General features: G+C 34.1%; 16 protein-coding genes and 1 pseudogene. 8 read left to right on the forward strand and 9 right to left on the reverse strand.

Annotated elements, in window-relative coordinates; all coding sequences use genetic code 11:
• Positions 1-281 precede the first annotated feature (281 nt).
• Together SAGCYANO_RS50215 and SAGCYANO_RS11575 are read right to left on the reverse strand one after the other, a co-directional pair.
• Positions 282-614 (reverse strand): RNA-guided endonuclease TnpB family protein, encoded by a 333-nt coding sequence (locus SAGCYANO_RS50215; RefSeq protein ID WP_375339914.1) that lies wholly within the window; start codon positions 612-614, stop codon positions 282-284.
• Complete coding sequence (locus tag SAGCYANO_RS11575; protein WP_375339915.1) at positions 584-1,492, reverse strand: RNA-guided endonuclease InsQ/TnpB family protein; 909 nt, start codon at positions 1,490-1,492, stop codon at positions 584-586. The genes SAGCYANO_RS50215 and SAGCYANO_RS11575 overlap by 31 nt, the downstream gene beginning before the upstream one ends.
• A gap of 161 nt (positions 1,493-1,653) precedes the next feature.
• Here SAGCYANO_RS11575 and SAGCYANO_RS11580 point away from each other — a divergent pair, with 161 nt between their 5' ends.
• Positions 1,654-2,793: a peptidylprolyl isomerase gene (locus SAGCYANO_RS11580; RefSeq protein WP_202220208.1), complete on the forward strand. Its 1,140-nt coding sequence runs from the start codon at positions 1,654-1,656 to the stop codon at positions 2,791-2,793.
• Positions 2,794-3,507: 714 nt separating this feature from the next.
• Positions 3,508-3,825 carry a hypothetical protein gene (locus SAGCYANO_RS11585; protein WP_202220209.1) on the forward strand — a complete coding sequence of 106 codons (318 nt, stop codon included), beginning with the start codon at positions 3,508-3,510 and terminating at the stop codon, positions 3,823-3,825.
• 294 nt (positions 3,826-4,119) lie between these two features.
• On the opposite strand, the gene lepB is transcribed toward SAGCYANO_RS11585, so the two are convergent.
• A complete protein-coding gene (gene lepB / locus SAGCYANO_RS11590; RefSeq protein WP_202220210.1) occupies positions 4,120-4,722 on the reverse strand; it encodes a signal peptidase I in 603 nt (200 codons plus the stop codon).
• 1,025 nt (positions 4,723-5,747) lie between these two features.
• Here lepB and SAGCYANO_RS11595 point away from each other — a divergent pair.
• The 3 genes and pseudogenes from SAGCYANO_RS11595 (at position 5,748) to SAGCYANO_RS47510 (ending at position 7,494) form a co-directional block, all read left to right on the forward strand.
• Positions 5,748-6,655: pseudogene (locus SAGCYANO_RS11595) on the forward strand (AAA family ATPase).
• A 157-nt stretch (positions 6,656-6,812) separates the two neighbouring features.
• On the forward strand, positions 6,813-7,103 hold the full coding sequence (locus tag SAGCYANO_RS47505; protein WP_255502537.1) for an RloB family protein: 291 nt from the start codon (positions 6,813-6,815) through the stop codon (positions 7,101-7,103).
• A 70-nt stretch (positions 7,104-7,173) separates the two neighbouring features.
• Positions 7,174-7,494: an RloB family protein gene (locus SAGCYANO_RS47510; protein WP_255502543.1), complete on the forward strand. Its 321-nt coding sequence runs from the start codon at positions 7,174-7,176 to the stop codon at positions 7,492-7,494.
• A gap of 203 nt (positions 7,495-7,697) precedes the next feature.
• Here SAGCYANO_RS47510 and SAGCYANO_RS11605 read toward each other — a convergent pair whose 3' ends face one another.
• Positions 7,698-7,892, reverse strand: a complete 195-nt coding sequence (locus tag SAGCYANO_RS11605) for a hypothetical protein (protein WP_202220211.1) — start codon at positions 7,890-7,892, stop codon at positions 7,698-7,700.
• A gap of 1,604 nt (positions 7,893-9,496) precedes the next feature.
• Entirely contained in the window at positions 9,497-10,564 is a 1,068-nt protein-coding gene (locus SAGCYANO_RS11610; protein ID WP_202220212.1) for a BMP family protein, read from the reverse strand.
• A gap of 376 nt (positions 10,565-10,940) precedes the next feature.
• Here SAGCYANO_RS11610 and SAGCYANO_RS11615 point away from each other — a divergent pair, with 376 nt between their 5' ends.
• On the forward strand, positions 10,941-11,282 hold the full coding sequence (locus SAGCYANO_RS11615; protein WP_202220213.1) for a hypothetical protein: 342 nt from the start codon (positions 10,941-10,943) through the stop codon (positions 11,280-11,282).
• 324 nt (positions 11,283-11,606) lie between these two features.
• Here the strand turns inward: SAGCYANO_RS11615 and SAGCYANO_RS11620 are convergent, their stop codons facing one another.
• The 4 genes from SAGCYANO_RS11620 to mnmA all read right to left on the reverse strand — a co-directional run bounded on the left by SAGCYANO_RS11620 (position 11,607) and on the right by mnmA (position 16,840).
• A complete protein-coding gene (locus SAGCYANO_RS11620) occupies positions 11,607-12,089 on the reverse strand; it encodes a DUF2656 domain-containing protein (RefSeq protein ID WP_202220214.1) in 483 nt (160 codons plus the stop codon).
• A gap of 671 nt (positions 12,090-12,760) precedes the next feature.
• Positions 12,761-13,765 carry a hypothetical protein gene (locus SAGCYANO_RS11625; RefSeq protein ID WP_202220215.1) on the reverse strand — a complete coding sequence of 335 codons (1,005 nt, stop codon included), beginning with the start codon at positions 13,763-13,765 and terminating at the stop codon, positions 12,761-12,763.
• Positions 13,766-15,266: 1,501 nt separating this feature from the next.
• A complete protein-coding gene (locus tag SAGCYANO_RS11630) occupies positions 15,267-15,491 on the reverse strand; it encodes a hypothetical protein (protein WP_202220216.1) in 225 nt (74 codons plus the stop codon).
• 254 nt (positions 15,492-15,745) lie between these two features.
• Positions 15,746-16,840, reverse strand: a complete 1,095-nt coding sequence (mnmA, locus tag SAGCYANO_RS11635) for a tRNA 2-thiouridine(34) synthase MnmA (RefSeq protein ID WP_255502544.1) — start codon at positions 16,838-16,840, stop codon at positions 15,746-15,748.
• Between the two features lie 2,304 nt (positions 16,841-19,144).
• On the opposite strand from mnmA, the gene SAGCYANO_RS11640 reads away from it, so the two are divergent.
• Together SAGCYANO_RS11640 and SAGCYANO_RS11645 are read left to right on the forward strand one after the other, a co-directional pair.
• Positions 19,145-20,083, forward strand: a complete 939-nt coding sequence (locus SAGCYANO_RS11640; protein ID WP_237396066.1) for a hypothetical protein — start codon at positions 19,145-19,147, stop codon at positions 20,081-20,083.
• Positions 20,084-21,157: 1,074 nt separating this feature from the next.
• Positions 21,158-22,261 (forward strand): NAD(P)H-hydrate epimerase, encoded by a 1,104-nt coding sequence (locus SAGCYANO_RS11645; protein ID WP_375339916.1) that lies wholly within the window; start codon positions 21,158-21,160, stop codon positions 22,259-22,261.
• The last annotated feature ends 14 nt before the right edge of the window (positions 22,262-22,275 follow it).

The raw sequence follows: 22,275 nt of genomic DNA on the forward strand, positions 1-22,275 counted from the left end.
GTGCCTAACAGCCGGGGAGGATGTCAAACTCTAAAATGTGTAATTAATTTTGTTTCCCTGATTACAAAAAGGGACTTGCACAAAAATTAAGTACCAGTTAAACAAACTGTACTTAAGCAATGGCAAAACCCGATCAGTATATTAATAAACAGCAAGTCCCAAACAACTTCTGACTTCTGACTTCTGACTTCTGACTTTTTTAAGACTGTGGACAGCCATGTAATATTAGTAAGGGATTGACATCCTCCCGGCGTTGAATCACATAGATAAAACGCGGGTTCCTAACCATCACGGGTTAGGGCTTTCTGCTTCTTTACACCTGCCTTCCGGGATTTACTCCCTTCGGGTCTTACAGTCGCTCCACAGACTGACACTGCGAGTCCCGCAGCCAAAATGTTTATACTTGCATTGATATCTCGATCGTGGTGACTACCACATTTAGGACAATCCCACTCTCTAATATTTAGAGGTAATTTCTCTACTATATGACCACAATTAGAGCAACGTTTAGAATTAGGGAAATATCGATCGATTTTGACTAATTCCCGTCCATACCATTCAGCCTTGTATTCTAACTGTCTGACTAACTCCCCCCAGTTAGCGTCACTACCCACCCCTCTTGCTCCCCTCCGGGAGGGGATGGGGGTGGGTTATGATTCTTGACCATGTTTTTTACAGCTAAATCTTCAACTACTATCGTTTGATTTTCACGAATCAGTTGAGTCGTCAGCTTGTGAGTAAAGTCAAGTCTTGAGTCTTTAATCTTAGCCTGTATTCTCGCTACTTTCAGTCTGGCTTTTTGATAGTTATTAGAACCTTTAGTTTTACGGGAGAGTGACTTCTGAGCTAACCTGAGCTTTTTGTATAACTTGTTGAGATTCTTCGGGTTAGCAAATTTTTCTCCATCACTGGTAGTTAAAAGGCTGGTAATGCCTAAGTCTATCCCTACTTGTTTGTTCGTCGGTTTGAGGCTCAAATCTCTAGTGTCATTAACTCTCAAAGATACAGACCACCTACCACTGGGGCTAAGTTTTACGGTAATTGTACTAGGGGTACAACCTGGTGGTAATTGCCTACTCCATCTGATAGGTAATGGTTCAACACATTTAGCTAGATAGACTTGACCATCTTTCCACTTAAATGCAGACTTAGTAAATTCAGCACTACCACCATTGCGCTTTTTCTTAAAGTTAGGATAAAGAGCGCGTCCACTAAAGAAGTTAGTGAAAGAAGTTTGTAGATGTCTCAAACCTTGCTGCAATGGAACACTACTGACTTCTTTGAGGAAATCTAAATCTTCCTGCTTTTTCCAAGAAGTCAGCATAGCTGAAGTTTGCTTGTAGCTTATTCTTTCCTTGTTTTCATACCAGGCTTGAGTTCTGGCAGTTAAAGCTTTGTTGTAGATCAGTCGAACACAGCCTAAAGTCCTCCTTAACAGGTTTTCCTGTTCTGGAGTAGGATAGAACCTAAACTTGTAAGCTTTTTCAACCATTTACTGCTTGCTAATTCTACGTTTAAATTTTAACATATTCTGTGTAAATATCAATATTGATTAGCATTCCCATAGGACACCTTAGCGGAGCCATGCCGTTAGGCTTTAGCTACGCTATGGTGCGGGTATAAAAGCTAACGTTTTGATAAAAATTGATAAATATGCTAAATCTACACAATTCCGTAATTAACACTTGTAAACGGTTGCTGAAAACTGGCATCCTAGCACTATTACTTTTCACTTTGTCCGTTGGCCTTAGTGCTGCTTGGTGGGACTTTGGTGGGGGCACAACAACTCGTGAAAGTCGTTTGCCCCAAGGCGATCCGATTACCGATGGTAAGGCATTATTAAGGTATGCTCTACCGATAGACAATGAACCAGTGCGTAAAATACAACGCAGTCTGGAGGATATTGCTAATAGACTGCGAGGTAAACGTTGGTCTTCTGTTAGTAGTGATATTGCTGCTGCATCTAGGGTTCTTAATATTAGTAAATCTAAGTTATTAGCTGGTGTTTCTGAGTCGAAACAATCTGAGGCAGAGGCCATAATTGAAAAACTTGAGCAGGGCATTATTAATATTCGAGAAGTTGCTGAAGCTAAAGATGGGGAACAAGTATTGGAGCAACGGGCACAACTATTGGCATTAGTGGGTCAGCTTGAAGAGTTGATGCTAGAAGGATTTCCCTATGAAGTCTCCTCAGAGTTTGCTAATTTACCTCAACTCAAAGGTCGCGCTACTATTGAGATGGAAACGGAAAAGGGTTCTTTGACTTTGGTTGTTGATGGTTATAGTGCCCCTATTACAGCAGGTAATTTTGTAGATTTGGTTCAGAGGGGTTTTTATGATGGCCTAGAGTTTATTCGCTCAGAACAGTCTTACGTTTTACAAACTGGAGATCCTCCTGGCCCAGAAGTTGGTTTTATTGACCCTGGTAGTGGTGAGTATCGTAATATCCCACTGGAAATTTTGGTCAAGGGAGATGAAGAGCCAATATATAGTTTTACTTTAGAAGAAATTGGTCGTTTTCGGGAACAACCTGTTCTGCCTTTTTCTGCTTATGGTACAGTGGCAATGGCTCGTCCTGAATCTGAAAATGATGGTGGTTCTTCTCAATTTTTCTTTTTCTTATTCCAACCAGAATTAACGCCTGCAGGAGTAAATTTACTGGATGGTCGTTATACGGTTTTTGGTTATGTGGTGGAAGGGAAAAAGATTTTGGAAAAATTAGGTAAAGGAGACAAAATTATTTCTGCTAAGGTAGTTGCTGGATTAGAAAATCTTGTTGAACCTGAAGCTTAAATTAAAATAGTGAGGTAAAACTTAGCCTAAAATTAGGGTAATTGGATAATTTAGTGACTAAAATATTCTTGAGATTTTAAGACTAAGCTACCGATTACTCTAATTAGTTTAAATTATAAAAATTCTAGCTATAAAAACCAGGAAAAATTGAGGATAACTAGGGTAAAAAGCATAAATATTCATTGATTTTATCCCATTAGCCTTAACAAGCTTAATAGGCAAAAAGTTTTACCGAATAATTAATAATTATTAGTTGTTAATTAAATAATTCAGCTTACTCTGCCTCCCCTTTCAAGGGGAAAAAAAGTGCTAGGATGTTTCCTTATATTCAATCAAGAATGGTTTTAACCAAAGGTAATTATCCATTATCCATTAATGAATATACATCCGTAGTTTTGTTTTTATTCTACATTTTGCTCTACCTAATATTCTAAATTTATCAAAATAACATGGGTCGCGCAACCCCGCCTTTTAAGGCGAAATATTTTTGGAGGCTTGCTCAAATTCCCGTTACAAAAATAACTTCTGACTGTGGTGAAGTGTGTCTTACATTCTGGAGGGCTGTGTGCGGAATTACTTCCGCACAGTAGGCGCCCCGTAGGGGACCTCAGAATTACACACTCGCTTCTGACTTCTGACTTCTGACTTCGTTAACCCTCGTACTTTTGATTTATTCTGATTTCTTACTTATTACTTTTTTCTCTTTTTGATCGAATGGCTATTATCGAATTCGTAATACTTACAGGATTAGGGGTTATATTAGGTGCATTTATTTTTAATCTATCTAATGATAAACAACAAAAGCGTATTTTAGATTATGCTTTTTACAGGTTACTAGAGCTGCAAAATGGTAAAATTTCTTTGATTCAATTAGCTGCTGCTGCTAAAGTTGATGCTCAAATAGCTCAGAAATATCTTGAACGTCAAGTAGAAGTATTCACCGCAACTTTAGAAGTTGATGAACAAGGAGATACATTCTACAGATTTCCTAAACTAAGTTTACCTTCTGTTTTAGATCAACAACAATGGTAATAAATTAGGTTTGAAGTGTTATTTTTGAGGTTCGATCACAAGTGTCAAATAAATAATTTTACAAATAATTTGAGTAATTAAAAGATTTTCATTCGTTATGTCTTTTTGACTGAAAATAGAGATTACCCTCATAAATTTTGAAATACTATTTACCGAAAAATTGTGGTTTAAAGCCTCCCCTTTTAAAGGGATAAAAAGAAAAATTTTCCTTTTAGTCAATCCTCTTCTTTAAAAGGAAAGAATTGTTAATTAATAATTATTAATTATTAATTATTAATTGTTGAACCCTACTCCCTAATTAATTAATTGTCCAAATCTTGGATAAGGCCAAAAGCGAAATATTGCCCTACCTATAATATTTTTCTTAGGCAAAAAACCCCAAACATGAGAGTCATTACTATTATTACGATTATCTCCCATCACAAAGTATTGATTGTTAGGAACTTCGACTGAAATTGGCAAAGTATATTCAGGAGGTTCAGCAATATAATTTTCAGTCAGCGGTTGGTCATTTATATACACTAGACCATTCTCAATTCTAATAGTATCTCCTGGCAGGCCAATAACTCTTTTGATAAAAGCTTGATTTTTAGCATAACCATAGCGCTGTAACTGTTGGGGTGGTTGAAAAACAATAATATCCCCTGCTACTGGTGGATGAAAATAATAAGATACTTTTTCTACTACCAGGCGATCGCCTACCTCTAAAGTAGGTATCATTGAGTCTGAAGGTATATATCTTGGTTCTGCAATAAATACTCTGACTAATAAAGATAAAGATAAAGCGATCGCCAAAACTTTAATATTTTCTTTTTGTTGTTGCCATATTTTTAACCACCAGGGAGTTGTTGAATTGTCTGTTATTTGTTGATTTAAGGATTCTTTTTCTGATGTCATTTCTATGATTTTATTCTTGAGTATTTCTATTTTATAGTAAAACTCCTGGGAATGAGCATTTATTTATTCTAAATATATATAGCAATCCTATTTCAGTTGCGGGTCATTTCAGTTATCAGTTATCAGTTATCAGTTAGCCTCCTATGGTCGGAGCTACGCTATCAGTACCTCCTGCAATAAGGAGGCTTGAAATACGGATTTTTTTCCTTTTTTATCCCCTTAAAAGGGAAGGCGCATACCCACAATTTATCGGTAAAAATATCTTTGAATTTAGGAAACAAGGAATAGGCTTCAACAATGAATAATGAATAATGAATAATGAATAATTACCTCTCCTTGAAAAGAAGAGGATTGACTAATAATGAAATTTTTATTTATTATCCCCTTAAAAGGGGAGGCTTTAAACCACAATTTTTCGGTAAAAGTTTCAGAGTTTTTATATATCCTGAAATTTTTTATAAATGATTTTTGATTGCTATAGCACTATAATTTTTCCCTACTAGACTGTTTCAGCTAAAATAGTGCTTTAGATTTGTTATTACAACTAGAAGAAGTTATCTCTTAAAAATTTACTATTGCAAAATTTAAGATGAAACAGTTCACTACTATATACAATACACATATTAAAATTGTATATGTAATCTGAAAGATTAAAATATTGGCTATATACTTTCTCCCTTTTCAGGAGGGGGTTATGTGAGATATTCCGTAGCGGTAATTATTCTATTTAATATAAAGTAATCATCAATAGTATAATTAGTGTAAATTTGTAATTTTTTCACAAATTTACCACTCGACCTATTCTTTATAATTCTATACTGATTCAATTCAGTGTTGGTAACTATTTATCTTTTGAAAAAATTGTCACTTTGAGTATGGTGGCTACAGATGTGACTGCAAATAATCAAAATATTGATGAAAATAATATTTTTCAAGTTGATGATGAATTAAATTTGCTGAAAAGTTGTGCTGTTTATGGCGCGAATGCTAGTGGCAAAAGTAATTTGGTTAAAGCATTAGATTTTATGCGTCTGTTTGTGCTTAATTCTTCAAAAGAAACTCAGATAGAAGATGCTATTAATGTAGAGGAATTTAGATTAAATACGGAGACACAAGGAAAACCTTCTTTTTTGAAATAGTTTTTATTTTAGACCATAAATTATATAAGTATGGTTTTGAAGTCGATAACAAACAAGTGGTTTCTGAATGGTTATTTTATTTACCAAAAGTTAGGGAGACTAGACTATTTGAACGTGATGAAAATGGCATTAAGATGACCAAGGTTTTTAAAGAAGGAGAATTAATTGCTGATAAGACAAGAAATAATGCACTTTTTCTTTCTGTCAATGGTCAATTTAATGGCAAAATCTCTACAAGTATTTTGCGGTGGTTTATGAATTTGAATGTAATTTCAGGATTGCATAGCGATTTTTATCAACAAGTAACAGTTGAATATTTTAAAGATAGTAAATACAAAAATGAAATTATTCAATTAATTAAGGAATGGGATTTAGGTATTGATGATATTAAAATTGAGACCAAAAAGGTTTTACAAGAACAGTTACCTAATTTTATTTCAGAGGAATTTAGAAAAGTCATGCTAGATTATGGAGCACTAACTTATGATATTCAAAGTTTTCATAAGAAGTATAACTCTGAAGGAAAAATGGAATCTTTAGAAGTATTTGATTTTGAGAAAAATGAGTCAGAAGGAACTAAAAAATTGTTTGCTTTTGCCGTGCCAATTTTGGATACTTTAAAAAATGGAGAAATTTTAATAATTGATGAACTTGACGCTAGGTTACATCCAATCATCACTCGCACAATTATTGATTTATTTAACTCTAATAAAACGAATCCTAAAAACGCCCAATTAATTTTTACGACTCACGACACTAACTTACTTAGTAATAAGATTTTTAGACGAGACTAAATATGGTTTACAGAAAAAAATCGGCAGGGATCGACTGATTTATATTCTTTAGTTGAATACAAAGTACCGAATGATGCGACTTTTGAAAGTGATTATATTAAGGGTAAATATGGAGCCATACCTTTTCTGGGGAATTTAACTGAATTATTTGAGAAAAATGGCTAAACAAAAAGCATCTAAGAAAAATTATAAAAATTCCCGTAAAAGTAAATATAGTCATTATTCAAGAAATGAAACAGTAGCAATACGAGAAGTTATTGAGCGTTTTTTGATAGTTTGTGAGGGAGAAGAAACGGAACCAAATTATTTGCGGAGTTTTCGTGTGCCTAAAGATGTGATTGATGTACGAGGATTGGGTGAAGAACCCAGCAAACTTGTTAAAGAACCAATAAAAATTAGAGATAAGGAAGATAATAATGATCTAGTTTGGTGTGTATTTGACAACTGATAACTGATAACTGATAACTGATAACTGAAATGACCGTGATTCATTTCCGGTAAAAAATTTTAATCAAGCTATAAAAGATGCTGAAAATAATAATATTAAAGTTGCTTATTCAAATGAAGCATTTGAAATTTGGTATTTGTTACATTTTGAATATCGAGATACCGCCATGTCTCGCAAAGAATATAAAAAAGCTTTGACTGAGAAGCTAAATCAAGAATATGAGAAAAATAGTAAGAAAATGTATGAAATCTTGAAAAATAAGCAACCTCAAGCAATTAAAAATGCTGAGAAGTTGTTAGAGCAATATAATCCACCTAATCCTGTTAATGATAATCCTTCCACAACTGTACATTTATTGGTTAAACAACTTAATAAATTTGTTCGTCCATAGATGGGAAAGTAAGCACCTGGGCAAAAATTATAGCAGTTTTGACTAATGACTATTGCCACATCCGCACTAAAAAGAGGAAGTAGATATTTTCCTACTACAGACTCTCTAGTTATGCGCTTCACAAAATGATTGACTATTGCCACATCCGCAACTAAAAAGAGGAAGTAGATATTTTCCTACTACAGACTCTCTAGTTATGCGCTTCACAAAATGATTTGACTATTGCCACATCCGCAACTAAAAAGAGGAAGTAGATATTTTCCTACTACAGACTCTCTAGTTATGCGCTTCACAAAATGATTGACTATTGCCACATCCGCAACTAAAAGAGGAAGTAGATATTTTCCTACTACAGACTCTCTAGTTATGCGCTTCACAAAATGATTGACTATTGCCACATCCGCAACTAAAAAGAGGAAGTAGATATTTTCCTACTACAGACTCTCTAGTTATGCGCTTCACAAAATGATTGACTATTGCCACATCCGTAACTAAAGAGAGGAAGTAGATATTTTCCTATTACACACTCTCAAGTTATGCGCTTCACAAAATGATTTGACTATTGCCACATCCGCAACTAAAAAGAGGAAGTAGATATTTTCCTACTACAGACTCTCTAGTTATGCGCTTCACAAAATGATTTGACTGTTGTGACATCCGTAATAGAGAGAGAGAGTAGATATTTTCCTACTACAGACTCTCAAGTTATGCGCTTCACAAAATGATTAACTATTGCGGATGTGGCAATAGAGGGGAGGTAGATATTTTCCTACTACAGACTCTCAAGTTATGCGCTTCATAAAATGATTTGACGATTGCCACATCCGCAACTAAAGAGAGGAAGTAGATATTTTCCTATTACACACTCTCAAGTTATGCGCTTCATAAAATGATTTGACGATTGCCACATCCGCAACTAAAGAGAGGAAGTAGATATTTTCCTATTACACACTCTCAAGTTATGCGCTTCATAAAATGATTTGACGATTGCCACATCCGCAACTAAAAAGAGGAAGTAGATATTTTCCTATTACACACTCTCAAGTTATGTGCTTCACAAAATGATTGACTATTGCCACATCCGCAACTAAAAAGAGGAAGTAGATATTTTCCTATTACACACTCTCAAGTTATGAGCTTCACAAAATGATTGACTATTGCCACATCCGCAACTAAAGAGAGGAAGTAGATATTTTCCTACTACAGACTCTCTAGTTATGCGCTTCACAAAATGATTTGACTGTTGTGACATCCGTAATAGAGAGAGAGAGTAGATATTTTCCTACTACAGACTCTCAAGTTATGCGCTTCACAAAATGATTAACTATTGCGGATGTGGCAATAGAGGGGAGGTAGATATTTTCCTACTACAGACTCTCAAGTTATGCGCTTCATAAAATGATTTGACGATTGCCACATCCGCAACTAAAGAGAGGAAGTAGATATTTTCCTATTACACACTCTCAAGTTATGCGCTTCATAAAATGATTTGACGATTGCCACATCCGCAACTAAAGAGAGGAAGTAGATATTTTCCTATTACACACTCTCAAGTTATGCGCTTCATAAAATGATTTGACGATTGCCACATCCGCAACTAAAAAGAGGAAGTAGATATTTTCCTATTACACACTCTCAAGTTATGTGCTTCACAAAATGATTGACGATTGCCACATCCGCAACTAAAAAGAGGAAGTAGATATTTTCCTATTACACACTCTCAAGTTATGAGCTTCACAAAATGATTGACTATTGCCACATCCGCAACTAAAGAGAGGAAGTAGATATTTTCCCTCCACATTATCCGTATTATTTATTATTCAAAAATTTTTCTAACTTTAATTATAGTAGTCGAAAGAAAAGGCGCGGACATATTAACAGCTTAAAACTCAGACAACGCCAGATTTTTCCTTCTCTCCTAGATTGCTAAACACCTCCTTCCTTATCTACTTCTTCCTTTTCTACCTCTCTCCTTCCTCCTTATTTCTTCTTCCTTCTTCCTTCATTTTTGAACGCAAACTTTATCTCGACCACTTTCTGTACAATCTTCAAACTTCAGTTTTCCAGCCAACATTTGCTGCTGAACTTCTTCCACTTTTTGCTTAACTTCCTCTGGCAAAACATCATTAAAACGACCCAACTTAGTAATATCTGGATTTTCAATTCCTAAAATATATTTTTCTCCCTTAACTTGATTATTTTTAACAAGATTAGCAATATAAGCGATCGCCCCTCCCACATCCTGCACTGCACTGGTCAACACTGCTTTTGGCGCAACATCAAGCTGGTCAGTTGTATTACCCACCGCATAAATTCCTTTTTCTTGTGCCGTTTTCAAAACTGCCGGAGCAGCATTATCTAATAAGTGATAAATCACATCAACCCCAGTAGAAATTAAAGCCAAAGTTGCCTCCTTTCCTTTAGCAATATCATTAAAATCTCCAGTGTAACTAATGACAACTTCAACACTGGAATTTACTGACTTAGCACCTAACTCAAATGCCTTACCTTGTAAATTAGTTCCTTTAAAAGATAAACCTGTAAGATAAGCAACTTTATTAGTCTTAGTCATCAAACCAGCAATTACACCAGCAAGATAACCCATTTGGAAATAATTTGTTGTCACTGAAGCATAATTTTCACCAGCAATATTACCATTAACTCCCAAAAAAAATGTATTGGGAAATTGACTAGCTACTTGTTGAATAGCTGCATCAAATTGTCCGCCATGACCTACCACTAAATCGTAATCTTTCCTGGCAAAATCAGAAAGAGTTTCTACCTGGTCTGGTTGTGCAATATTTTCCACATAAATCATCTCACCATTGAGAATTTCGGCTGCTTTTTTCACCCCTTCATAACCAGATTGATTCCATCCTCCATCTGTAATAACTCCAGGTAAAGCAATAGCAATTTTAAAAGTTTCAGAATTATCTATAGAATCATTACTAGGATTTTCTGTAAGAATCACTGTAGAGGGAGAATCAGCACAAGCTTTTAATAATAAGCTAGTTACTAAAGTTACTGAACCATAACAAATAAACGAGCGTCGATTTAATTTTTTAGTCATATTGAAGTAGTTCTATAGATGTAGTTATTTAGTAAGTATTTCCTGCGGAATGCTGCGCAAACAGCTATTAGCGGTCAGCTCTTCTTAGGTCATGCTGCGAAACAGCTTTTTAATGAATGAAGCAAGCATTTGCTTAACTTCTACTACATTTTTAAACAAAGAATTGAAGCACAAGAACAACGAGCTTAAATTGTCCACTAAAGGTAATAAAGCTGATGACGCAGTTCCGACCTTATGATGCTAGCTGACTGCTGAATGCTTACGTTATTTACGATAGAGTCAGGGAATAGGAAATATCTCTAATTTTAAGTTTCAAAATAATACTATTTATCAACGCAGAAGGAAGTAGGAAGGAAAAAAAGAAGAAAGAAAAATCTTGGCTTATCTGAGTTTTAAGCTTTTGATATGTCCGCACTCTTTCCTTCGATTGCTATATCTACCAATAGTAATTGTTAGTGCTTGTCTTAGTTCTATTTTCAAATCTAAAGGCACTATAGTCGGAGAAAAAAGTTATGTTAATTGGGGTTATATAGGAGAAAGTAGACTAGAAAATTTCGCAGAACTATCACCAGAATATCAGATTTGTCAGACTGTTCAAAATCAATCGCAAATTAATATCAAATCACCTATATCTATTGAAGCACCTCAAACTTCAATTAATGTCAAGTCTGGCAGCATTGGTATTATTAAAGTTCAGGTTATTTCAGTTATCAGTTAGCCCCATAAGGTCGGAACTGCGGACTTCAGTTATCAGTTATAAGTACCTCTGTAATCAGGAGGCTTGACATAAGGAATAGTCTGTTTTTTATCCCTTTAAAAAGGGAGGCGCATACCCACAATTTTTCGGTAAGGAAGAAGGCTTTAGTTATATTTTGAACATAGTTTTCGAGGGTTGAATTAAGTCTCAAATATATTTTCTGTTTCTTAGTCAACAAATTGTTAAATAATTTTTTGATTATCCAATCTTGAATCTACCACTTTGACTAAGGAGTGAAATATATCTCGCACCACTTTTCAAGCAAAAATGGATTAAGTAAATAAATTAACTAAGAATATTTTTCATTTCTATTTTAAAAATATTTTCAATGGTTTTTCCGGCAGTTTTTTCCTCCCAGTTAAGGATATTGAGAAAAGTTTCTGCTGAGTGAGTTTCTACAACATCAATACCCCATTCTCCTGTTTGGAGAGTGTCGGGAGAATCACTTAATGGAGGAGTTTTTTTCAAACCTCCGAGAATCAAAATATCAACAATTAAATCCTTGTCATTTTTTTGAATTATTCGCTTTTCTCTTAAAGCTTCAGCACATTTTTCACCAACTTGAGGCGGAGAAAAAACTTGATGTTCAAATAAAATTTCTACCATCCAATGAGGATGATTTAATTGCCGACATTTAAGTTGTGGGTACTTACTTAAACCATTAATGAAAACTTGAGCAAATTCTTTCCTATTTAATTCAGGCAGAGTATTTTCTGAGAGTTCAAAATTGTGGGAAAGCAACATTCGTCCAGTTTTAGATTCAGTCATTATTTTATTTATCCTATGTTCTAGAAATTTTAATTCACAATTTTATAGCAGAAGGAAGAACGAAGAAGGAAGAAGGAGGAAGGAAAAATCTTACGTTGTCTTAGTTTTAAGCTTTTGACTTGTCCGCGCCCTTTCTTTCGACTGCTATATATCCTATTAGACCATACATCAAGACCATAGATAAAATTGATATGTCTATAAATTTCGGCATTGCTGAATTAAGGTATAAAAGTAGGTTTGTAGGGAATAGGGAATAGGGAATAGGGAATAGGGAATAGGGAATAGGGAATAGGGAACAGTTAATATTAACAAGTAGTTCAAAGCATCCAAAATACAAAAACCAAAATATAAAATTATCAAATCATACCCAGAATCAGCAACGGCTAAATTTCCAATAAAAACAGTATAAATCAGAGGAATTGATATTAGACAAAAATTATTAGTTATTCAGACAATATTTTGATTTTCGATAAATTTTGGTAGAAATGTTCCATGGAAAATCTCTACATTCTTTTTCATACCTATATTTATGTCAAGAAAGCTTAGATAAAAATTATCAAAATAATTGGGTCGTGCAACCCCACCTTTTAAGGCGAAATATTTTTGGAGCGAAGCTCAAATCGCCGTTACAAAAATAACTTCTGACTTTTGATTTCTTACTTCTGACTTCGTTAAGATTTTCCATTTTTTTCTGGAGGAGAAAATTCAACATAAATTAGACTTATTTTATTTTGATTGCGGATAAATGATGTTCCTAAATTTAAGTCAGTTAAGTTTTGTAGTAATCCTTCTGCTAGCCCTATTTTTCCTGAAATAGAATAAGAGTCATCATTAGTTAATTCAATGGAAGCTGTTAAACATTTTCCGTATAAACGACTATGAGCAACTGCTGTCCATGCTGGTTCATAAGGAAGCCAACTATAGTTTTTTTCGTCAAATTTTTCTACTATTTCCGAACTCCAGGGTTGTCCTCCAAGTGATAATTTTCTGATTGATTCATCTGATTTATTAATATCTCCTTCTATTTTTCCTTCTACTCCACCTGCTCCGGTAAGTTTAGTATTTGCTTCTATTTCCGTTGCTGTTTTACCGACTTTTTTTTCTTTAATTGTAATTTGAGTTGCTCCTAAATCTACCAATAAGCGAATTAGTTCAGCTTCTCTTTCTGCATAAAGTAAAGAGTCAAATACTTCTATAGGAATATATTTATTACTTTTAGATTTTAAGGGATGCGCTCTATATAATTTTCCTGGTAATGGATGACCGGGAGGAAAGTCAAAATCTTCTGGTATATCTGAGTAAGGAGTTTCTGTAATAAATTCTGACCAACCTTCTAAATTAAATTCACTTAAAGCTAATTTTGTATTTTCGTCAAGTTTTGCTTGTTCGCTATCTTGAATATTTTGTTGGCGAGCAATAATTCTTTTTACTAATCGTTTTAAGGCATAATAGGAAAAAGGAAAAGGAAGAAACAAATCTGTCTCTATCAAAATCTCTGTGTTTAATAGATTTAGGATATTTGATGTAAAACTATTTGATTGATTATTATCTTGTTCAGTAGCTACAGTAGTTATTGCTGAATATAGAGATTGTTGTAAACTGGATTTATCATTAGGGGTAATGTAAAGTAGTGGTTTATATTTTTTGACTTGTTGAATTTCTGAAGACTGATTCATAACAAATCCTCCTGCAAAACTTTTAGCAATAATATTAGAGATTGATTGATGATTCGATACTTATAATTTACAGATTTTACAGTCAAGCAAACTATAAGTACAAACTCATACTTACTTTTGCTTTACCTCCTAAAAAAACTTCAAAAGAGAATTTGCTATTTACGGATTTTCCCCTTTGACCATCAAAAAATCTTCAGAGGAACTTATACTTACCCTTGCTTTAGCTCCTGAAAAAATTGGCAGTTAGGTAAAATCTGAGAAACCCAATGATGGAAAATTTACTACTCCTGAATTTTCCCCTCCGACTATCAAAAAATCTTCAGAGAAACTCATACTTACTCTTGCTTTAGCTCCTGAAAAAATTTGCACAAGTAAAAATCTGAGAAACCCAATTATGGAAAATGTACTACTCCTGAATTTTCCCCTCCGACTATCAAAAAATCTTCAGAGAAACTCATACTTACTCTTGCTTTAGCTCCTGAAAAAATTGGCAGTTAGGCAAAATCTGAGAAACCCAATGATGAAAAATGTACTACTCCTGAATTTTCCCCTCCGACTATCAAAAAATCTTCAGAGAAACTCATACTTACTCTTGCTTTAGCTCCTGAAAAAATTGGCAGTTAGGCAAAATTTGAAAAACCCAATGATGGAAAATTTACTACTCCTGAATTTTCCCCTCCGACTATCAAAAAATCTTCAGAGAAACTCATACTTACTCTTGCTTTAGCTCCTGAAAAAATTGGCAGTTAGGCAAAATCTGAGAAACCCAATGATGAAAAATGTACTACTCCTGAATTTTCCCCTCCGACTATCAAAAAATCCTAAGATTCACCTATACTTACCCTAAATTTATCTCCTAAAAAAATTGGCAGTTAGGCAAAATCTGAGAAACCCAATGATGAAAAATGTACTACTCCTGAATTTTCCCCTCCGACTATCAAAAATCCTAAGATTCACCTATACTTACCCTAAATTTATCTCCTAAAAAAATTGGCAGTTAGGCAAAATCTGAGAAACCCAATGATGAAAAATGTACTACTCCTGAATTTTCCCCTCCGACTATCAAAAAATCCTAAGATTCACCTATACTTACCCTAAATTTATCTCCTAAAAAAATTGGCAGTTAGGCAAAATCTGAGAAACCCAATGATGAAAAATGTACTACTCCTGAATTTTCCCCTCCGACTATCAAAAAATCTTCAGAGTCACCTGTACTTACCCTAACTTTAGCTTCAGAAAAAATTGGCAGTTAGGCAAAATCTGAAAAACCCAATGATGGAAAATGCACTACTTCTGAATTTTCCTCTCCGACCATCAAAAAAGTTCTAGAGGAACTCATACTTACTCTTGCTTTATCCCCTAAAAAAAATGGCAGTTAGGCAAAATCTGAGAAACCCAATGATGAAAAATTTACTGCTCCTGAAATTTCCCCTCTAACCATCAAAAAATTTTCAGACTCACCTATACTTACTCTTACTTTATCCTCTAAAAAAATTGGCAGTTAGGCAAAATCTGAGAAACCCACTGATGGAAAATGTACTATTTCCAGATTTTCCCCTCTGACCATCAAAAAATTTCCAGAGTAACCCATATTTAATCTTGCTTTCTCTTCAGAAAAAATCAGAAAAAATTTGTACAAGCCAAAATCTGAGAAACCGACTGATAGAAAATTTACTACTTCTGAATTTTCCCTTCTGACCATCAAAAAATCTTCAGAGAAACTCATACTTACTCTGACTTTATCCCCTGAAAAAATTTGCACCAGCCAAAATTTGAGAAACCGACTGATAGAAAATTTACGATTTCTAGATTTTCTCCTTGAAACGTCAAAAAAATTCCAGAGGAACCCATACTTATTCTAGTTTTACCGTTAAAAAATTTCCCACAAAGCAAAATTTAATAAATCTGCTAATAGATAATTTAGTAGTCAGGATTTTCAGCTTTGATAATCAACTAAAATCCTAGACTACAAACTAACATTTATTCTGACTTTTCTATAATCCCCCCACCTAACAAAATATCTTCGTCATACCAAACAGCAGCTTGCCCAGGAGTTATGCCAAAAACTGCCTCTTCAAACATTAACTTAACTCGAAAACCATCCTGTGGTTTCTCCTCATTAATACCCAAAGGAATAATATTTGCTGCTACGGGTAAACTACGATATCTCACTTGCACCTCCGCTTGTATAGGCATAGCTGGTGGGACAATAGAAACCCAATTAACTAACTTCACAGTGGACTCCATTTTTGAAGCACTGTCGCGATCGCCCACTATTACCCGATTCATTACTGGGTCTAAATCAATTACATATAAAGGATGAGGGGCTGAAACTCCTAAACCTTTTCTTTGGCCAATTGTATAATGATGGACACCATCATGGTTTCCTAAGACTCGCCCCTCTTGGTCAACTATTTGACCTTGATGGGGAGTAATATATTTATCCAAAAATGCTCGCATCGAACCGCTAGCTTCCACTAGACATAAATCCTGACTTTCTGGTTTATCAGCAGTTTTCAAACCATATTCTGCTGCAATGCGTCGGGTTTCACTTTTCACCATTTTTCCTAGAGGAAATACGGAACCAGCTAATAAGTCCTGTGTTAAATCGTACAGAAAATAAGACTGGTCTTTATTACGGTCAATAGCACGTTTTAATTGATAGCGATCGCTTTCTGAATCATAATCAATTCGTGCATAATGCCCGGTGGCAATTTTGTCAATACCTAATTTTTCACGACCATAAGCCAGCATCGGGCCAAATTTCACAGCTTTATTACATTGAGAACAAGGTAGTGGAGTAATTCCAGCACTGTATCCTGTTACTAAATAATCAACAATATTTGCTTGAAATAAATCGCGACTATCCACAATATGATGGGGAATACCTAACTGTTCACAAATATGAGCAGCATCGACCATTCCCTCGGAACAACATTGACCTTTTCCTTTCATTAACCAAAGAGTTAAACCCTCAACTTGATATCCTTGATGATGTAGTATTGCTGCGGTTGTGGAACTATCAACTCCACCAGAAAGACCGACTATAATTTTATTCATTGAATTTGAGGTTATAAAATCAAAACTAAGTTTATTTATCTTGCATTATAGATTTTTTGAAGAAGGAAGAAGGAAAAAGGAAGAGGGAAGAGGGAAGAGGGAAGAGAGAAAAATATTACTTTCTCTGAGTTTTAAGTTCTCGATATTTCCTCATCTTTCCTTCCACTGCTATATATGAGACTGCACAGAATGATGAAATTTCTTAATTTGTCTGTCTTAATTTCAAGTCAGGAAGAAAGAAGAAGGAACAAGGAAGAGGGAAGAGAGAAAAATATTACTTTCTCTGAGTTTTAAGTTCTCGATATTTCCTCATCTTTCCTTCCACTGCTATATATGAGACTGCACAGAATGATGAAATTTCTTAATTTGTCTGTCTTAATTTCAAGTCAGGAAGAAAGAAGAAGGAACAAGGAAAAGGGAAGCAGGAAAAATATTACTTTCTCTGAGTTTTAAGTTCTCGATATTTCCTCATCTTTCCTTCCACTGCTATATATGAGACTGCACAGAATGATGAAATTTCTTAATTTGTCTGTCTTAATTTCAAGTCAGGAAGAAAGAAGAAGGAACAAGGAAGAGGGAAGAGAGAAAAATATTACTTTCTCTGAGTTTTAAGTTCTCGATATTTCCTCATCTTTCCTTCCACTGCTATATATGAGACTGCACAGAATGATGAAATTTCTTAATTTGTCTGTCTTAATTTCAAGTCAGGAAGAAAGAAGAAGGAACAAGGAAAAGGGAAGCAGGAAAAATATTACTTTCTCTGAGTTTTAAGTTCTCGATATTTCCTCATCTTTCCTTCCACTGCTATATATGAGACTGCACAGAATGATGAAATTTCTTAATTTGTCTGTCTTAATTTCAAGTCAGGAAGAAAGAAGAAGGAACAAGGAAAAGGGAAGCAGGAAAAATATTACTTTCTCTGAGTTTTAAGTTCTCGATATTTCCTCATCTTTCCTTCCACTGCTATATATGAGACTGCACAGAATGATGAAATTTCTTAATTTGTCTGTCTTAATTTCAAGTCAGGAAGAAAGAAGAAGGAACAAGGAAAAGGGAAGCAGGAAAAATATTACTTTCTCTGAGTTTTAAGTTCTCGATATTTCCTCATCTTTCCTTCCACTGCTATATATGAGACTGCACAGAATGATGAAATTTCTTAATTTGTCTGTCTTAATTTCAAGTCAGGAAGAAAGAAGAAGGAACAAGGAAAAGGGAAGCAGGAAAAATATTACTTTCTCTGAGTTTTAAGTTCTCGATATTTCCTCATCTTTCCTTCCACTGCTATATATGAGACTGCACAGAATGATGAAATTTCTTAATTTGTCTGTCTTAATTTCAAGTCAGGAAGAAAGAAGAAGGAACAAGGAAAAGGGAAGCAGGAAAAATATTACTTTCTCTGAGTTTTAAGTTCTCGATATTTCCTCATCTTTCCTTCCACTGCTATATATGAGACTGCACAGAATGATGAAATTTCTTAATTTGTCTGTCTTAATTTCAAGTCAGGAAGAAAGAAGAAGGAACAAGGAAAAGGGAAGCAGGAAAAATATTACTTTCTCTGAGTTTTAAGTTCTCGATATTTCCTCATCTTTCCTTCCACTGCTATATATGAGACTGCACAGAATGATGAAATTTCTTAATTTGTCTGTCTTAATTTCAAGTCAGGAAGAAAGAAGAAGGAACAAGGAAAAGGGAAGCAGGAAAAATATTACTTTCTCTGAGTTTTAAGTTCTCGATATTTCCTCATCTTTCCTTCCACTGCTATATATGAGACTGCACAGAATGATGAAATTTCTTAATTTGTCTGTCTTAATTTCAAGTCAGGAAGAAAGAAGAAGGAACAAGGAAAAGGGAAGCAGGAAAAATATTACTTTCTCTGAGTTTTAAGTTCTCGATATTTCCTCATCTTTCCTTCCACTGCTATATATGAGACTGCACGGAATGATGAAATTTCTTAATTTGTCTGTCTTAATTTCAAGTCAACTCTGATTAAAATATTGTTATATGCAATTTAGAAATGAATTTGGCATTAGACTTTTAGGGAAAAGTAAATAGAAAATGGCAAATAGCAAGCAATAAAATTTTCACTATTGAAGAAGAAAGAAGAAGGAAGAAAAAATGGATGGGGACTCAAACCCCAACCAATTGTTAATATCGTGTAGACGGTGGGGTATTAAACCCAAAATAAAAAGGTAATTTAGGACTGCTATATAGTGTTTCTCAAGTTACTGATGTACAGTTGTTTTTCTTATTTTCTACTCCCTACTCCCTACTCTCTACTCCCTAAAGCAAAATAATTTTGTACCTCACGCTTTTTGGGAATTGCTATATATAATTTCACTTTGTTTTACCCATGTAATAAACTATGTTCAAACCCATGCTAAAAATCATCATTTATTTGCTCGACTCACCATGCTAAACCAATTATTTTTAATATTAGACTACAGAATTTCAAAAATCTCATTCTTATCAATTATATTAGGAGGATTTTTAGCTATAAATCACCAAACTATCGCCCAGGGAAAAGTCATTAAAACTCAAATTTCACCCGCCAATCAAAGTCAAAGCAAAACCACAAATTTCACCTCCAATAGCAATACAAAAAAACAAACACCATTAATAGCAGAAAATTTTAGTTTTCCAAAATATCCTGAAGTATTACCTCCATCAATAATCAGACCATCAATTCCACAACAAGAACCAATATTTAATCCCATAGAAGTAAATCCATTTCCCAATTTACGATATGTTGTCTATATTGAATCAGACAGTGCGTTATTGTTAGGAATTATTCGGCGAAAAATCGAACCAAGAGCAGTATTGCGTTCTTTTGCAGGCGATACTGTAATTCAAGTAGGAAGTTTTTCTCAGCTATTTTTTGCTTTAGATTTGTTAGATTATTTGGAAGAAAGAGGAATTAATGCCCAACTAGAAAAACTTGATTCAAATGAAGCTTTTGGTGAACCTGTAAAACGTGCAATTTTAGCATCTAGTGTATATCCTCCAGTTAGACGTTCAATTGCTTATGGACTAAGTAATAGTAAATCTTATTATTTATTAATTCCTAGTAAGTCAACAGATTTATCTTTAATTACATATAAATTACGATTATTAGGAGTTCCCGACAAAGGTATCCAGGTAACAGAAATTCCCGAAAATGTAGCTATAGGACCTTTTGAAAAAGAAGAAATAGCAGAAAAGTGGCAACGCTATTTATTAGACTCGGGGTTTGTTAATGTGGTTATTTACTTTGGTCGTTAAAAGTCAGTAATTTCAGTTATCAGTTATCAGTACCTCCTGTAATAAGGAGGCTTGAAATCTGGAATATTCTCTTTTTTTATTCCCTTAAAAGGGCAGGGTATTGACCAAAAAAATTCGGGAAGATATAGCAAAAATGCGTGATATTTGGTCTTATACCAATTATCGTCTATGAATACTACAAAAAAGAAAACTCAAATTTTTCACCTAAGCTATTGAGAATTTAAACTATATATAACTTTTTTGTCAAAGAGAACAGGAAAACAGAAAACATATACAATTAAGGCTTTTAAGTAAACAAATTATGTCCTAACCGTAAGCATTCAGCAGTCAGCTATCAGCTATCAGCTTCATTACCTTAAGTTAGCAACTCAAACTCGTTATGATTGTGTTTCAATTCTCTAGTTGAAAATGTAGTAAAAGTTAAGCGAATGCTTGCTTCATTCATTAAAAAGCTGAGAGCTGACTGCTAATAGCTGTTTGCGCAGCATTCCGCAGGAAATGCTTACTCCTAACCTACCTTGGTAATGCGATAAAATCTAAATTTGTCTTAGCTTAAAATTAGCTACTTATAGCAGTCGCTATTACTGTATTTGACATATCAAATAAAATTCAGACAATACCAGATTTTTCCTTGTTGCTTTTTGCTTGTTCCTTCTTCCTTCTGCTATATTTCTATCATTATTTCTGTTTTTTCTTCTTCCAACTTCAGTTCTTCCTTACCGAATAATTAATCATTAATTATTATTAATTAAATAATTCAGCTAATTCCGCCTCCCCTTTCAAGGGAAAATAAAGAAATAATATTTCCTTATATTCAATTCCGTAACGGTTAAAACCCGAGGTAATTATCCATTATCCATTATCCATTAATGAACTTTCCTTTTTCTAGTGAATTAAATTAGAATAATAGATCAGTAAAAATGCGTCTTAACTTAGAAGTAGCTGATAAGATTGGAGAATCTACTTATCTCTATTATTATTTTTGTTTTTTATTCCAACTTCAGTTATTCCCTCTTTCTTAGCTTTACTTTTTTATAGTGAAGAGAATTAAATTAGAATAATAGATCGACAAAAATGAACAATACTAAAGAAAAATTTGTAGTTACTGCTGCACAAATGCGACAAATAGAAGAACGAATATTTGTTGCCGGAATGCCAGTAGCAGCATTAATGGAAAAAGTTGCAGGATTAGTAACACGAAAAATCGTAAAATTATTAAATCCTAATATTAGTAAAATTGGTATATTAGTAGGTCCTGGTCATAATGGCGGAGATGCTTTAGTCATAGCCAGAGAATTACATTTCCAAGGTTATGAAATAATAGTTTACTGCCCGATGCAAAAACTTAAAGAATTAACAAATGCTCATAGTAAATATCTCCAATCTTTAGGAGTTAATTTTGTTGATAATATTTCCCCGGTCAAAAATTGCGATTTGCTCATAGACGGTTTATTTGGCTTTGGTTTAGAACGAGAAATTACTGGATATTTAGCTAAAGCAATCAATGAAATTAATAGCTGGAAAAAACATATATTTAGTATCGACTTACCTTCTGGAATTCATACAGATACAGGAGCAATTTTAGGAACAGCAATTTCTGCTAACCACACATTTTGTTTAGGTCTGTGGAAACAAGCATTTTTACAAGACCAAGCCTTAGAATATATAGGTACATCCGAACTAATAGATTTTGATATTCCTCTGGCAGATATTACAGCAATTTTAGGAGAATTTCCCACTATTGAAAGAATCACAAAAACATCTGCCACAGCAAATTTCCCCTTACCTCTTTCTCCAATAACTTATAAATATAAAAACGGTAATTTATTATTAATTGTAGGTTCCCATCGTTATAGTGGAGCAGCAATTTTAACAGGATTAGGAGCCAGAGCAACAGGTGTCGGAATGTTATCAATTGCCGTACCAAAATCAATTAAACCCATACTAAATAATCACTTACCAGAAGCACTAATTATTGGTTGTCCCGAAACAGAAACCGGAACAATAAAACAATTACCAGAAGATATAGATTTAAGTAAATTTGAAGCGATCGCCTGCGGACCTGGTTTAACCACAGAACCTAAATCTATAGTAGAAGTAATATTATCTGTAAATTGTCCGATAGTTCTAGATGCTGATGCTTTAAATATTTGTGATAATTTAGAAAAAATTATTTAGTCAGTCAACGCCAA

The sequence above is a fragment of the Okeania sp. KiyG1 genome (assembly GCF_014132355.1).
Classification (GTDB): domain Bacteria; phylum Cyanobacteriota; class Cyanobacteriia; order Cyanobacteriales; family Microcoleaceae; genus Okeania.